14 protein-coding genes are annotated in these 14,471 nt (G+C 66.1%); 9 read left to right on the top strand and 5 right to left on the bottom strand.

Going from position 1 to position 14,471, the window contains the following annotated elements; genetic code table 11:
• Window positions 1-20 precede the first annotated feature (20 nt).
• Entirely contained in the window at window positions 21-1,751 is a 1,731-nt protein-coding gene (locus DKM19_RS50265; protein ID WP_162642193.1) for a hypothetical protein, read from the top strand.
• Between the two features lie 600 nt (window positions 1,752-2,351).
• Here the strand turns inward: DKM19_RS50265 and DKM19_RS53160 are convergent.
• Window positions 2,352-2,546 (bottom strand): RRXRR domain-containing protein, encoded by a 195-nt coding sequence (locus tag DKM19_RS53160; protein ID WP_369987254.1) that lies wholly within the window; start codon window positions 2,544-2,546, stop codon window positions 2,352-2,354.
• 99 nt (window positions 2,547-2,645) lie between these two features.
• On the opposite strand from DKM19_RS53160, the gene DKM19_RS42965 reads away from it, so the two are divergent.
• The 3 genes from DKM19_RS42965 to DKM19_RS42955 all read left to right on the top strand — a co-directional run bounded on the left by DKM19_RS42965 (window position 2,646) and on the right by DKM19_RS42955 (window position 5,663).
• Window positions 2,646-3,473 (top strand): DUF6339 family protein, encoded by an 828-nt coding sequence (locus DKM19_RS42965; protein WP_239514531.1) that lies wholly within the window; start codon window positions 2,646-2,648, stop codon window positions 3,471-3,473.
• A 549-nt stretch (window positions 3,474-4,022) separates the two neighbouring features.
• A complete protein-coding gene (locus DKM19_RS42960; RefSeq protein ID WP_369987252.1) occupies window positions 4,023-4,613 on the top strand; it encodes a very short patch repair endonuclease in 591 nt (196 codons plus the stop codon).
• 426 nt (window positions 4,614-5,039) lie between these two features.
• Window positions 5,040-5,663 (top strand): HAD family phosphatase, encoded by a 624-nt coding sequence (locus DKM19_RS42955; RefSeq protein ID WP_110704214.1) that lies wholly within the window; start codon window positions 5,040-5,042, stop codon window positions 5,661-5,663.
• Window positions 5,664-5,741: 78 nt separating this feature from the next.
• Here DKM19_RS42955 and DKM19_RS42950 read toward each other — a convergent pair whose 3' ends face one another.
• Window positions 5,742-6,254, bottom strand: coding sequence for a DUF6624 domain-containing protein (locus DKM19_RS42950; RefSeq protein WP_204358481.1), 513 nt, complete (start codon window positions 6,252-6,254; stop codon window positions 5,742-5,744).
• A 274-nt stretch (window positions 6,255-6,528) separates the two neighbouring features.
• Here DKM19_RS42950 and DKM19_RS42945 point away from each other — a divergent pair, with 274 nt between their 5' ends.
• The 3 genes from DKM19_RS42945 to DKM19_RS42935 all read left to right on the top strand — a co-directional run bounded on the left by DKM19_RS42945 (window position 6,529) and on the right by DKM19_RS42935 (window position 9,297).
• On the top strand, window positions 6,529-7,323 hold the full coding sequence (locus DKM19_RS42945) for a hypothetical protein (protein ID WP_110704212.1): 795 nt from the start codon (window positions 6,529-6,531) through the stop codon (window positions 7,321-7,323).
• A gap of 51 nt (window positions 7,324-7,374) precedes the next feature.
• A complete protein-coding gene (locus DKM19_RS42940; RefSeq protein WP_162642191.1) occupies window positions 7,375-8,085 on the top strand; it encodes an HAD hydrolase-like protein in 711 nt (236 codons plus the stop codon).
• Between the two features lie 213 nt (window positions 8,086-8,298).
• A complete protein-coding gene (locus DKM19_RS42935) occupies window positions 8,299-9,297 on the top strand; it encodes an RNA polymerase subunit sigma-70 (protein ID WP_110704208.1) in 999 nt (332 codons plus the stop codon).
• Window positions 9,298-9,336: 39 nt separating this feature from the next.
• Here the strand turns inward: DKM19_RS42935 and DKM19_RS42930 are convergent, their stop codons facing one another.
• Complete coding sequence (locus DKM19_RS42930) at window positions 9,337-10,608, bottom strand: SGNH/GDSL hydrolase family protein (RefSeq protein ID WP_110704206.1); 1,272 nt, start codon at window positions 10,606-10,608, stop codon at window positions 9,337-9,339.
• Window positions 10,609-10,694: 86 nt separating this feature from the next.
• Window positions 10,695-11,177: a DUF1772 domain-containing protein gene (locus DKM19_RS42925; RefSeq protein WP_110704204.1), complete on the bottom strand. Its 483-nt coding sequence runs from the start codon at window positions 11,175-11,177 to the stop codon at window positions 10,695-10,697.
• Between the two features lie 347 nt (window positions 11,178-11,524).
• Here DKM19_RS42925 and DKM19_RS42920 point away from each other — a divergent pair, with 347 nt between their 5' ends.
• Together DKM19_RS42920 and DKM19_RS42915 are read left to right on the top strand one after the other, a co-directional pair.
• Window positions 11,525-12,667, top strand: a complete 1,143-nt coding sequence (locus tag DKM19_RS42920; RefSeq protein ID WP_110704202.1) for a sensor histidine kinase — start codon at window positions 11,525-11,527, stop codon at window positions 12,665-12,667.
• A 79-nt stretch (window positions 12,668-12,746) separates the two neighbouring features.
• Window positions 12,747-13,481, top strand: a complete 735-nt coding sequence (locus tag DKM19_RS42915; protein WP_110704200.1) for a GNAT family N-acetyltransferase — start codon at window positions 12,747-12,749, stop codon at window positions 13,479-13,481.
• Between the two features lie 123 nt (window positions 13,482-13,604).
• On the opposite strand, the gene DKM19_RS42910 is transcribed toward DKM19_RS42915, so the two are convergent.
• Window positions 13,605-14,198 (bottom strand): TetR/AcrR family transcriptional regulator, encoded by a 594-nt coding sequence (locus DKM19_RS42910; protein ID WP_110704198.1) that lies wholly within the window; start codon window positions 14,196-14,198, stop codon window positions 13,605-13,607.
• Window positions 14,199-14,471: the final 273 nt, after the last annotated feature.

The following is a 14,471-nucleotide window of genomic DNA, read 5'->3' as shown; positions in this document are numbered from 1 at the left end:
ATCAGCTAGGCACCCCTCGGATGGACCCGCTGACTGTCCTGGTTCGCGAGAGCGCCCAGAACAGCTTGGACGCGGCCGATCCTGCCGGAGGCGGCGTCCGTTACAGCATTGGTCTGTCCCAGCCGGGATCCGAGCAACTGCTGCGCTGGCGGTCCCTGCTGTGTCCTGGACCGGAACGTGCCAACCTCGGTATCGAAGAACTCCTCAGCTCGGGCAACCCGGTCATGGCAGTGATCAGTGACCGTGGCACCCAAGGGCTGGGCGGCCCACTGCGCGCTGACGTAGCCCTCGCGCCCGGGGCCGACTTCGTCAACCTCCTGCGTAACATCGGTGAACCTCGCGACCGGCAGTTCGGGGGAGGCACTTACGGATTCGGCAAGGGGGTCCTGTTCACCACCAGCAGCATCGGCACAATCCTCGTCCGCACCCGCTGCCGCTGGCAGGGCCGGCTGCAGACCCGACTGATTGCTGCTGCGCTGGGAACAGGATTCCAACGTGATGGTCGCGTCTACACCGGCCGGCATTGGTGGGGCCCGATCATCAACGAAATCCCCGACCCGATGCTGGACACCAAAGCGGAAGACATAGCCGATTATCTCGATCTACCGCCGATGCACCCGAACGAAACGGGTACCGACATCGTAATTATGGGCGCGGCTCTTGGGACTGTCGCCGTGGGCAGTGAGGACGATGAAGAGCGCCCTCGCACTGTTCATCAGGCCGCTGAATATCTCGCTTCAGCGATGATGTGGAACCTGTGGCCGCTTATGCTGCCTACAGACGCTGGAGTCGTGCCGCTGCACTGCCAGGTCACCGCCGATGGCGTGAACATTTCCTTACCACGTCCGGAAGAAGAGCCATGCATCAGGCCGTTCGTTGATGCTTACCGGGCGCTGGACGAAGCTCCGACGATCATTCGCCGGAAACGCCCAGCCACCGTGCTCGGCCACTTTGCCATCCGCACTGGTATCGCGCCGATCCATACGACCGTTGCCTCACTGGCCGCCCCATTCACGGGCTCGGCCCATCACTGTGCGCGGATGCGCGCGCCACGACTGGTCGTCGACTACCTAGAAGGCCCTCGGTCGACGAACGACGTAGTGCACTACGGCGCAGTATTCGTCGCTGACCCCGAACACGATCAAGCTTTCGCCGACGCTGAACCGCCGACTCACGATGCCTGGGTGCCCGACAAACTGACCGGTAATGCAGCCAGCATCATCCGCCGGGCCGAGGTGGAACTGCGTACAGAACTCGCGACATATGTTGAACAACAGAACGGCATGTCACTGAGCGGCGGCACCCAGCCACCGCTGGGGGCGCTATCCAGTCGCCTGGCTGGGCTGATTCCGACTGCGAGCGGTCCAGGCGCCGATGGTAGCGGAGGCACATTCCGCCCTGACGGCGGCGGAGTCCCGGCGGCGGCACGGATTACAAACGCGCCCCGAATGGTGCGTCTGGACGGCGCCTCACGCATCGTCGCTGGATTTCAGGTACACCCCGCCTCGCGTCCTATAACAGTGCAGGTCGTAACGTCCGTCGCCTTAGATGTTGGTAGCGAGAACGAACCGCCAGTCGGTGCGGACATTCCGGTCGTCCTGGAACTGCGAGATGAGGTTGGTCGAATCATTCCCGGCAGCATCGTTACCGTGGGCCCAGCCGATCGGCGAGACTGGACTGTAGTCATTCGCCCGGCGAGTGGAGCCGCAGCAAAGGTGCGACTCCTTGTCACCGAGGACGATGACGTATGAACCGCGGCGTTCCCCCATTCCTGCTACCCGACGCAGACGTCGTCAACGCCCGTCCTTGGCAACTGCACCAGGACACCGGCACCGTCCCGCTGCCAGCGTTTCTGGCAGACTGGGACTACAGCACTGATCTGCGCCTAACTCGCGATATCCAGGTCGACACGGTACGGGCCCTACGAGAGGCCGCACTGCCTAGTAGGGCTCCGCTGCTGCTCGTCGTGGAATGGACTGCAGCCGCTGCACAAACCTCCGACCGTGCCTCCCGCACTTCAGTACCCGACAGCGCCAAGGTCACTGTGACAGCAGACATCCGTGGGGCATGTCTCGGCGGCGCTCTGATCCTCACCACCCGCCTAGTCCTCGGCGAAGACACCCCGGCCACGGACCCGTTCCTCGCACAACACGCCGGCGACGTCTTGTATGAGGACACCGCCCGCATCGAGTTGCAGGGCACCGCAGGTCGACTTCCCACATACGTAGTGAACTTCGCAGAGGCTGGGTTCGACCCCGATGCGCGCTGGCATGTCGAGTTGCCTACGAGCCTGTCCGAGCCAGCGATGGCCGCAGTGCGGCTCTACCTCAACAGTGCCGACATAGAGGTCGTCAACGCCGCGAAGAAGGCTGCTGCACCGACACCAGTACAACAGCGGATCCTCGCGTGGATGGAGTCGGATCTAACCAGCCGCTTGGTCGAAGCCGCGCTAAGGCCCGAGTGGCGCGAGACCTTGCACGACTACGCCGACGACGTCGACAGTATCGGCGCGAGCCTTGCTGTTCTGCTAAGGACCCTGTTCCCATACGAATCCCCACCGATGCTGGCCACGATGCGCGACAGCGACCCGGGGCGATTCCACTCCCGTCTGCAGGGCGCTCAGAGACGGATGCGAGCACACCGTGATGATGACGCTGTACCCCCGACTGTCTGATGCCGAGGGGCGGATCCTGCTTGACCGGATCCGACTTCAGGATGTCGACACGCTTGCCCGCAATGCGCGGCTCGACCACCCGATGGTCTACGCGCCGACTGGCGGCATCCCCGCTGGCCGGGAGCATCTGGAGGCCGTCGCCCAGGCGATCCGCCAGTGCGCTAAGGATTACGGCTACCCCAACCGTATCGGCGACGTCACACGCGACTTCGACCATGCCTTAGCCGCCGTCGTGTTCGAGGACACCGATATGGCTCCGGCCGAGGCCGCTGCACCCGAAGTATGGACTTACATGGCGACCCGGCTGGTTCCTGATGTCGTCATGTGGCGCTGGCAGCCGAAGTATAACGAAAAACGCTGGATCGGCCGCGGCCTAGTCCGACACACTCTCGGTCGGTTGTGGTGGCAGGCATACGCCCTTGGCGTCCCAGCTGGCGATGGACGCGACTATGCGCTGCTCGACACGCTGTCCGAGGCAGATCTCAACCAGGTCTTCGAACGTCGTAGTATCGGTGGCACTCCGCCGCTGGCCCGCGCTCTCGTCTCAGAGCTCGCTGACACCCGCATCGCCGAATCAAGCCTTCCACGTCGTGACATCGTCCGTGATGTGACCAAACGGGTCAGCCGGCTCATCCCGTTCACCTCGTTTCTGGCTCTCGACGAACGGCAAATCCGGATGCGACTTCGTGACGTCGTGACTGAATCCCTGACGGCTCTAGCAGCAGAGGGTTGGCCTGTCCCGAGTGAAAGATCAGTCCAGGCAGGACTGCCTCCGCTGAATCCTGTCGACGCTGCCTGAAAGGACTCCGTCGTTGACAGACGAGCGCATCGTCAGGAGAGTGCTTGGGGAACAGGTCCGGGAGCATCCGTCGAAGCACCGACTCACGCCACCCACCAGGCCGCTTCGGGGTATCACCGTCGTCCTGGTATATCGCCGTGTTGAACAGAACGGTCCATACGTCCATAGCGATCTGTGCGGTGAGCGCTTCGGCCAGCCGCTCGCTCATGCGGATGACTTTCAGGATCGGCAGGCCGTTACGCGAATGCGACAGCATTTTGGTCAAGTCTTCACCAACTAACAGCTCTATCGCAAAGAACTGCTGTCCTTCATGTTCGTCGGCATCGAACACCTCGGTGATGCCCGAACGATGAAGTGCGGCACCGACCTTGGTTTCGGACAGGAAGTGCTCAACCTCGCGTGGCTCGTTCGGCGGGTGATCCGGGAGGATCCTCAGGACAGCTTCGTGCCCCAACCACAGGCCGACGACCTTCCAGGCGGCACCCATGGGCGCTCTGTCCGAGTCGCTCGTCCAACTGATAGCGACCGACCAGCATCAGCTCCTCTCGCATGTGTCTCCTCCACCCCGCTTGTCCGACTTGGAACTATGGCGATGTTCTATCTCAAGGTGCGAGTTGCTGGCCGCTTGAGTTCTCAATTCGGGCGCTGATATTTCGGTACGGTAGTCACATGGCAGTCGAGAGGCCGACTCGTGCCTTCAGCGAAGGCGTCCGCAAGAGCATGCAGGGCAACCGGGGACGGGACACCAAGCCGGAACTCGCGCTCAGGCGTGCGGCCCATGCCCTCGGGCTCCGGTACCGAGTCTCGGTCCGTCCACTGCCAAACCTTCGCTGTACAGCTGACATGGTCTTCACCAGGGCGAAAGTCGCGGTCTTCATGGACGGCTGTTTCTGGCATGGCTGCCCTGAGCACCACACCAAATCGGCGACGAACGCAGAATATTGGGCGGAGAAATTCCGTAAGAACAGAGAGCTCGATGCCAAGAACAACAGGGTCCTTGCCGAGGCCGGTTGGACCGTGATCCGCTTTTGGGAGCATGAGGATCCGATCTCATCGGCCAGGCGGATTGCCGAACAAATTACCTTCTCCCGCCAGAAGCGCGAAGCTGAAGCCATCTCAGGGAGCATTGGCTCAATGTAGCTCGCCAGTCAGCCCAAAGGGATTGACCCTGAACGCCAATCTCGAGCTAAAAGAAAATTTCGTCGCAATAACTCGTCCTGGCGAAGTTATATCATTCGCGCCACGTTTTTCTTGTGTCCATTTTCAAGCCGGTCGATGCGGGCCCTAAATCTCTTCGGGGTGAATTTCTGTCATTTTTATCTGATCTTTCTGCACTGAGTTTAACCCCTAGTGTGACGCATTCTCCCTTGCTTAGCATACGTTTCATCGATGGTGCGTAGTGATGCGACCAGATGGGTTCTGCGCTCGTTCTCATCTCTCGATGCCTTCGATAAGCGCTATCCCATCAGTTTGCCGAGATTACGTCTGATGAGATTTCCGGAAACATAGATCTTGTGCAGGAGGGCATACGGAAGATATCCCTCAGCAGGATCTTATGAGAAGGTCATGGCGATGAGCGCACTTCGGTTGGTCGCCTTTGACCTGGATGGCACTCTTACCCGCGGGCTCACTTGTCTGGAGGCGCTGGCGCAACGGTTCGATGTCGTTGACCAGGTGGCTCGCTGGGAACAGGCCCGAAGCGAAGCGGAGATCACTGCAGTACGACAGGGCGTGTGGCACCTGCTTGGGGCCAAGGCCATCGAGGACCAGGCCGGTCATTTTCGCGATATCTCGCTCGCGCCCGGCGCCGCTGAAGGTATTCGACTGCTGCACCAAGCTGGCATCCAGACAGTGATCGTTTCTCTGGCCTTTGAAATCCACGTACGGTGGTTCGCTCGGCGCCTTAATATTGATCACGTGATCGCCACCAAGGTCTCCAGCTCCGGAGCGTTTCGACACGTCTTTCCCAGCACCAAGCCGACCCTGCTCGCCGAGCACGCGGCCACCGTCGGCATCGACCTGAGCGAGACCGCCGCTGTCGGTGACTCATTCGGTGACGTGCCGATGCTCGCGGCCGTTGGTACGTCGGTCTATCTGGGAACCGCTCCGCCTGAGGGACTCACCGCGACATGGCATCTTCCTCACGCTGGGATCGACGCCGTTGCAGATCGCCTACTCAATAATCGCTGACCTCGGGCAAGAGCCTCGCCGACACTTTAGTCACCTGCTGATACCGACAGAGCGAACGCTCTCTGAAACGAGGCCTCCTCAGCCATACAGCTCGCGCATGGTCCGGTCGTAGTCAGCGTGGGGTTCTAGGCCGACCTGGGCACGACGTTCGTCAAGGCGTTCGGGGTCCTCGATCGGTCGTGGCATAAGGATTCCGTCCGGGGAGTGGTACTGGGTGCCGTACACCTGGAGCCGCTTCTCGCCGACGTGGACACGATCGATCAGATAAGCCAGATCCGAGGGCTTTGCCTGGCCGGCGTCGACGGCGTTCTGCAGGAGCCGCAGGCAGCTCTTCTGGAACTCCAGATCTTGATCAGCGTGCTGTACCAGCAGCCAGGCCGCGTGAGCGGCCTGCTCGCCGACCAGGTCATGACTGGGCCAGCCATGTTCGGCGATCACGGACTTGAGGAACGCGGTGTTATCGGTGTCGACAACCCAGCACTCTTCATGTACCTCCTCCGGCCAGGGCTCGCTCAGCGGGACGCGGGTCCGTACCTCCTGATCGCGCTCCATGCGGCGTAGCAGCTCATCACGGAGTCCGGCGTCCAGCACGGCTCGCTCCCTTCGACGGACCAGCTCACCCACCGAACACATACCCTCCGGCAGACCAACGTCCACTCGACAGAAAAGTGGGTGGCCTCGTTGGTTGATCCGTGGAGCTTATGAGGAGTGGATAGGCACGTCACGGGGTGGTATCGACCGGCCGTGCTCGAACTCGTTTGGCTACGGAGACGGCGAAAGGTGTCAAGGATCGGTTCGTGACCGCAGACCTCAACGCGCTGCTCCGAGATGCGGTCGTGATCAGCCTGGACCATGATCCATTCACATGAGGAAAACGCTCGCGGTCACCACGACGGCGCTCGCCGTACTGGCGACCGCCACCCCCGCCCAGGCCGCCCCCATGGACCCCCTCGCAGCTCTGAGAAAGCAGCTCATCGAAGGACGGGGCGTCTCCTTCGCTGAAATTTCCCCCAATCTCAGCGGAAGCAAGCCCGCCGTCGAGCGCAAGGGCCTCCTGCAGTACGGCAAAGCCGGGATCGTGGCATCCGATGTCACCGGGAAGCTCAACTTCGAGGACAAGAACGGCCGGAAGGCCGCTCCGGAGTCTCCTCTGCGCGTACCCGAGCGGACGATCAGGATTGGACGGACCTCGTATGTCCGTGGACTTATCGTCGGCGCCATGCTCCCGAAGGGAAAGTCCTGGTGGAAGCAGTCGCCCGGATGGACCTCGGGCTACAGCGCCAGGTTCGGCGACTATCTCAACGTCGCCGAACCGGCCACCCTCAAGGCGTTGCTCGCCCACGCCAAACGAAGCGGCAACACCTACCGTGGCGAGATCAGCGAAAAGGAGCTGTTCAGGGTCTCCGCGTGGACCCGGGCGACCGCGTACTGGGGCCCCGACAAGAAGGCGAAGATCGGCTGGCGGCTTGTCGTGAGCACGTCCGGCCTGCCTCGACAACTGACCACATATGCAGGCGGCATCAGCGGGCCCAAGCGGAGAGAGACGCGCTTCACCGGCTGGGGAGCCAAGGTCGCCATCAAGGCCCCGCCCGCCGATGAGGTCACGACCAAGCTGGAAGGGGACGGTCCTCCTCCGCTGCCGTCAGGTCCCGGACGCTAGGCCATTAATGGCGATGACCTGGGAAAACAGGTGTCTCGTTATGCTTGTGAGGTGAGTTCTGCGAGGACGCTTGTGCTGTGGGACATCGACCACACGCTGGTCAGCATCGATGGGGTCGGCAAGGACATCTATGCCGAGGCCTTCCGTGTGGTCACCGGGCGGTCGATGCAGCGGGTCGCGGCCATGGCGGGGCGGACCGATTGGGCGATCACGGTGGAGACGCTCCGGATGCATGATGTCGAGGTGTCGGAGGAGCTCCTGGAGTCCTTCGGTGCTGCCCTCGCCGAGGCGTTCGTCGTCTACGAGGCGGCGATCTCGGAGCGGGGCAGGGTCCTGGCCGGGGCGCGCGAGGTGCTCGATGTGCTGGCGGGCCGAGTCGATGTGATCCAGTCGGTGCTCACCGGGAACATGGAGCCTCTTGCGATCGGCAAGCTCACGGCGTTCGAGCTGGAGCATCTCGTGGACTTCGAGGTGGGTGCCTACGGCATGGACCACGAGGACCGCGCCGTACTGGTGGGGTTGGCGCAGGAGCGGGCCGCCCGGAAGTACGGGGAATCCTTCACCAGGCACAACACGGTGCTGGTCGGGGATACGCCGAACGACGTCCTCGCCGGCCACCTGGGCGGGGCGAGGGTGGTGGCCGTCGCCACCGGCTCCAGTGATGTCCAGACTCTGAAAGCGGCCGGCGCCGATCTGGTGCTGGAGGACCTCACCGATACCGCTGCCGTCGTGCGGGCCGTACTCGCGGCAACGGATCGGTAGACGGGCCGTACCTCGCCGCCGGATTCGAGATCGGCGTCGCCACCGCCTGGCGCTACGTGCAGGAGGCGATCGCCCTCCTCGCCGTACCGCGCGTCGTGCTCCGCCACCGGATCCGTCACCGGATCAGCCATGCCGGCCGACCCTGGTGATGAGTTATCGCGCCCGCACCCGTCACACCTATGACGGGACACGACGAGGCGGAAGGATGACGTGATGAGTGCGGACACGCGACTGGAGGAGCTGGGCGTGAGCGATCTGGGCGAGGTCGACGAGCCGGCGTTCTCGGGGCTGGCGGAGCGGCACCGGCGGGAGCTGCACGTGCACTGCTATCGGATGCTCGGGTCGTTCGAGGACGCCGAGGACACCGTGCAGGAGACGTTCCTCCGTGCCTGGCGGCGGCGGGAGACCTTCGAGGGGCGGTCGACGTTCCGGGCCTGGCTGTACCGGATCGCCACCAACGCCTGCCTGGACTTGCTCGCCAAGTGCCGCCCGGAGCCTGCGACCGGCGGCGAGGTGCTGTGGCTGCAGCCCTACCCGGACCGGCTGCTCGACGAGCTGCCCGCGGGCGACGCGGACGAGCCGGAGGCCGTCGCCGTCGCGCGGGAGACGATCGAGCTGGCGTACCTGATCGCGGTCCAGCACCTCGCGCCGCGCCCGCGGGCCGTGCTGATCCTGCGGGACGTGCTCGGCTGGCCGGCGAAGGACGTCGCGGAGCTCCTCGGGGACTCCGTCAACTCGGTGAACAGCGCGCTGCAGCGGGCCCGTGCCGGCATGCGGGAGCACCTGCCCGCCGAGCGGCAGGACTGGACCGGCGGCGAGGAGGACGCCGGGACGCGCGAGCTGGTGCGCCGCTATACCGACGCCAGCGTGGCCACGGACGTCGACGGGCTCGCCGCACTGCTGCGGGACGATGTCCGCTGCTCGATGCCGCCCACGCCGGGCCTGCACGTCGGCCGCGACACGGTGGTGAACGACTGGGTCGAGAACGGCTTCGAGAGCATGAAGCACATGCGCGCCGTCCTCACCTCCGTGAACCGGCAGCCCGCCGTCGCCTTCTACCTCTGGCGGAAGCAGGAGGGCGCGTACCTACCGCTGACGATCGACGTCCTGCGCGTCACCGGCGGGGCGATCACCGAGATCGTCACGTTCCACGACGACCGGTTCCCGCGGCTCGGGCTGCCGGAGCGCCTGCCGGCGGACGGCACGGAGTAGTCCCGGTATGGACGCCTTTCTTGGAAAAGGCTCAGGGCCTCAATCGAGGTCGGCCGGGTTGATGGCGTGAGCCATCGCGCGGTATCCGGCGTCGTTGGGGTGCAGGTGGTCGCCGCTGTCAAAGGCGGGGTTGAGCTGGTCTCCGTCGGTGGGCGAGGCCAGCGCGCGATCGAGATCGGCCACCGCGTCGTACTCTCCCGAGGTCCTGATCCACGTATTGACCTCGTCCCGCTTGGTCTCGCTGCGCGCGGTGTAGTACCGCGATCCTTTCATCGGCGGCAGCGTGGCGCCGATGACCCGCAGGCCTCCGGCGTGAGCCTGCCGGATCAGGTCGCGGTGCGCGGCGATGAGCTCCCCGGCGGAGACCTCGGTGAGCGGCGCGTTCATCGGTGAGGGGGCTTCGGTCATGCCGAGGTCGTTGATGCCTTCCAGGATGACGACGGTGCCCACGCCTGGCTGGCTGAGGACGTCGCGCCGGAACCGGGAGGTCGCCCTGTCACCGAGCCAGGCGGAGTCGACCGTCACCCGGTTGCCGCTGATGCCCTGGTTGAGGACGGCTCGGGGCCGGCCCGCGGCGGCCAGGCGCTCGGCCAGTTCGTCGGGGTAGCGGTTGTCGGCCTCGAACGTGGCCCCGTAGCCATCGGTGAGGGAGTCGCCGAAGGCGACCACGCCCTCGCGGCGTGGCGCCCCGATGACATCGACTCCGCTCAGGTAGTACCAGGACAGCGAGGTCTCACCGAAGGCCGCGGCGCTGCCGTCGGCCCTGTGGTCGCCGGTGGCGCGGTAGCTGGTCGCCATGGCCTGGGCGTGGTACGTCGCCGGGCCGGTTGGCGCGGCCAGGTAGAGCGTGACTGTCACCGAGTCCAGTGCGCCCAGCGGCAGCGGCACCGCGTCACTGGCCAGCTCGCCGCCGGCCGGGATCGTGAAGGAGCGTGCCCGGTTGACGGTGAGGTGCCGCAGCGACCCCGGCCGGATGGCGGCGCCGTTCGCGGTGCGGGCGACGGTGGCGCCGGTGACCTTGAGCGGGGCGCTGCCGTAGGCGTTCGACAGCCGGACGCGAACCGCGATTCCACCGGCGCTGATCCGGACCACCTGGCGGATCGTCTGGTTCGCGAAGCCCTGCTCGGACCAGTTCGGGGTGTAGTTCGGGCCCGGGCGCTGCGGCGAGGTACTCCAGGTGGCGCTCCAGCCGCGGGCCGTGACGGCGGCCGGCGCCGGGGTCGCCGCGGACGCCACCTCGGAGCCGGCCAGCAACGTGGCGAGAGTGAGGGCCGAGATGGACAACAGCGAACGTCGGGGTACAAAACGCATGGGCGATCTCCTGATGATTGACCGCATGGGCAGCGGTTCGGATGGTCGGTGAGGTGCGGTGAAGGAAGGGGGAGCGCAGCCGTCCGTCATTCAGCGGTGCCGGACTTGCCGAGCCGGTCGCCGAAGACAGTAAGAAGGACGATGAGGAGGAACGCGACGAGCCCGGTGACGGTTCGCACGACGTGCCACGCCTCCCACCGCTGCAGGATCGCCGCGTAGTCGGCCGGGGCCGAGGAGACGGCCCACTGCCTGATCTGGCCGTTGATGGGAACATTGCCGAACCGGGTGACCAGGAACGAGGTCACCACCAGGGCGCCCGCGCCCGCCGCGAGAAGCCGCGGGACGGCGCGCGTCATGACGGCGAGCAGGAACGAGCTGACCACCGCCAGGGCCATCAGCGTCTGCATGACGAGGCCGTTCACCCCCATCAACGCCGTGTGGAACGTGAATCGCACATCGAGGGGAACGGCCCGGAACGCGTAGACGACGTTCACGGCGCCATAGCCGAACGCACCCGCGAGCAAGCCCGTGGACAGAAGCGCGAACGTTTTGACGGGTCGAACCAGCATGACGAGATCTCCTGTGAGAATGAGGAAGAGGGGTGCACCCGGCGGTCTGAGCTGCCTTGACGCGGCAGCTCACCACGTTCTTGCGGGCGGCACGTCGGGACGATCACCTCCGGCCACGGGTGTGGGGCCCCCGAAGAGGTCACGCGGCTTCCATGCCGCGGCTTCCGTCTGAGTCGTTCTCATGCCGAGATCGTCGCTTCCGTCCTCACTCGCGGTCGTCCTCCCCGGGACGATTCCTTCGCTACGCCGCGGAGCGCAGACGCCGGGTGGAACTACCACGCGGGGAGTAACGCGGACTACAACCTGGCGCGGAGGACGGCGATCAGGACGAGCCCTACTGTGCAGGGATGAGGGCTGAGCTTGGACGGCGCCCGCCGGCGGGGGACGTGGCGCTCGCGGTGGTGGTCGGCGTGTTGCTGACGGTCGGCGCGCTGTCGGCCCCCGATACGCAGCCCCTGGACTACCTCGCCATCGTGGTCGCCTCGCTCACGCTCGTCGCGTGGCGCAGGGCTCCGGTGAGCATTCTGGTCGTCACCACGGCGTGCATGCTGCTCTACGCGACGCGGACGAACCCGGGGCCACCGGCCGCCTTCCCCGTGCTGGTCGCGATCTACGCCACGACCCGGGCGGGCCACCGGATACCCATGGTGGTCGCCGGTGTCGCGTTCCTGGGCGGCACCCTGGCGGCCAGCCTGGCCGAAGCCACCGAACAGTCCGTCCAGGACCTTGTGGATCGCACGGTTCTGCTGCTCGGCTGGTTCCTCGCCGCCGCGGTCGCCGGAATGGTCAGCAAGCATCGGCTGGCCTACCTGCATCAGGCCGAGCAGCGGGCCCTCGAAGCCGAGCGGACCCGGGAGGAGGCCGCGCTGCGACGGGCAGGGGAGGAAAGGCTGCGCATCGCCAGGGAGCTCCACGACTCGCTCACCCACAGCATCTCGGTCATCAAGGTGCAGGCCGGCGTGGCCGTCCACCTCGCGCGCAGGCGCGGGCAGGAGGTGCCGGGGGCGCTGCTGGTCATCGAAGAGGCCAGTGGCGAGGCGATGCGCGAGCTGCGCGCCACCCTGGAGGTGTTGCGCGACTCCGCCGACGAGCCGCCGGGCAGCGGGCTGGACCGGCTCGACGAACTGGTGGACCGGGCCCGCGCCACCGGCCTGCCCGCCACCGTCACGATCAGCGGTGATCAGCAGGCTCTACCCGCCGCCGTCGACAGGGCCGCCTACCGGATCGTTCAGGAGGCGCTGAACAACGTCACCCGTCACGCGGGCCGGGCGTCGGCGTCGGTGCACATCGGCTACGGACCCGGTGAGCTGATCGTGCAGGTCGACGACGACGGCGACGCCTGTCCGAGCGGGAGCCCGCCGGTGCCCGGCATCGGGCTGACCGGCATGCGCGAGCGCGTCGCCGCGCTGGGTGGCCGGTTGCACGCCGCGCCCCGTCCGGGAGGCGGCTTCACCATCCGTGCCGAGCTTCCCGCGAGAGACCTGTCATGATCCGCCAGGAGCCTTGACCGTCACTCAGCCGCCTGGGGCCGGTCTCGTGCCCTGCTGAGCATCCGGCTACCGTCGTCTGGTGGAATCACTCGCAACATCGCTCGCCGCGCACCGCGCGTACCTCCTCGGCTGGAACAACGGGGCCTCAGGGAGCCACGACCTGCCGATCTACCGCAGCGAGGTGCCGCACGCGCCGCTCAACGGCGTGTTGCGCGTGGGCGGGCGCGCCCCGCAGGAGGCGCTCGCCGAGGCCCGCGACCGTCTCGACGGCGTACCCCGAATCTGGTGGGTCGGCCCGGACAGTGACGTCGGCACCGCGGACGCTCTGCTGTCTCTCGGCGCTGTCCGGCTCGCCCGCATGCCGATCATGACCGTGGCGATCGACAAGGCGGCCTCCGTGCCCACGCCGCCGGGATTGCACATCACAGAGACCACCGACCTGTTCGAATTCGTCCCTGCCTACGCCCGAGTATCCGGAATCAGCCCGGACGGCGTGGCTGTCGCGATCGAGCGGGAAAGGGCATTCTCCGGTGACGGTACGGTGATCAGGCTGGCCGGTCGCCTCGACGACGGTCGGATTGTCGGCACGGCCGTCGCCTGGCTGAGCCATGATCTGCTCACGCTGTACTTCATCGGAACCCAGCCCGAGCATCGCCGACATGGCATCGGCGCCGCCATGACCAGGGCCGCGCTCGATCTGGCCCGCGAGCGGGGCATACGCACGGCCGCCCTCACCTCGACCGCCGCCGGTGAATCGGTCTACCACAGCATCGGCTTCCGCACCGTGGACGCCTTCGATCTGATGTCGTTCTGAACCAAGCCCGGCCGGGTCGCCTCCCCGCTGCTGACCGCATTGGGAAGTCCTCGCATGCCCGGTCCGGGGCCGAGGTGGTGGACGCGGGTGTCCAGGCCGCAGCTCAGGTGCAGTACCGGGCCGTTATCGGGCGGCCCGGCGGGGTGCGGCGTTGTAGCGCAGGCCGTCGACGAGCAGGACGATGAGCCGGTTCGCCCGCTCCTCGGTGCCGGGTTGGCTGTTGGCGAGGCTGACGCCGCTGAGGCCGTTGGCCAGGTCCGCGGACGAGGCGTCGGCGCGGATGAGGCCATCACGTTGGCCGGCCTCGACGAGCTGGCCGAGCGCGGCGTAAACGCGGTCGTGGCTTGTCTGCAGGGCCGCCGCGTCGGTGGTGACGACGATGGACTTGAGGGCCAGCGCCATGCCGGGCTTGCCGGCCACGTAACCGACGAACCGCTGCATCCAGGCCACCAGGGCCTCGTCGGCCGGCATGGCGGCCAGCAGGTCGTCGACGCCGTCGCAGAGTAGCTCGATCTCGCGGATGTAGGCGCCGGCGATGAGTGCTTCCCGGGTGGGGAAGTGGCGGTAGAGGGTGGCGATTCCGACGCCGGCGCGCCGCGCGACCTCGTCGAGGGCGATCTCGATGCCGCGTTCGGCGAAGACGTCGACGGCGGCGACCAGGATCGCGTCGCGCTTCCGCCGGGCATCCGCACGCAGCGGGCGTCCTTCACCGGTCACGTGGTCTCCCGGGCATCCGCACGCGGCGGGCGTGCTCCGCCGGTCATGTGCTCTCCGATCATCCGGCCGGTCATCTGCTCTCCAGTTCTCCGCCGGGCATCCGCGCGGAGCGGGCGTCCTCCGCCGGTGATGTGCTCTCCAGCCATCCGGCCGGTCATGTGCTCCCGGTCATCCGGCGCCCTTCCCCTTGGTCTGTCACCGCACGGCTGCCTGTCGCCGAGCGGTTGCTAAATGGAAGATTCCTCCATATAGTAATTGGAAGAATCCTCCACA

Origin of the sequence: Streptosporangium sp. 'caverna' (genome assembly GCF_003203775.1) — a bacterium.
GTDB classification, from domain to species: Bacteria; Actinomycetota; Actinomycetes; order Streptosporangiales; family Streptosporangiaceae; genus Streptosporangium; species Streptosporangium subroseum.
The sequence above is the reverse complement of the archived record's forward strand: the minus strand, read 5'-3'. Positions and strand labels throughout refer to the sequence as shown.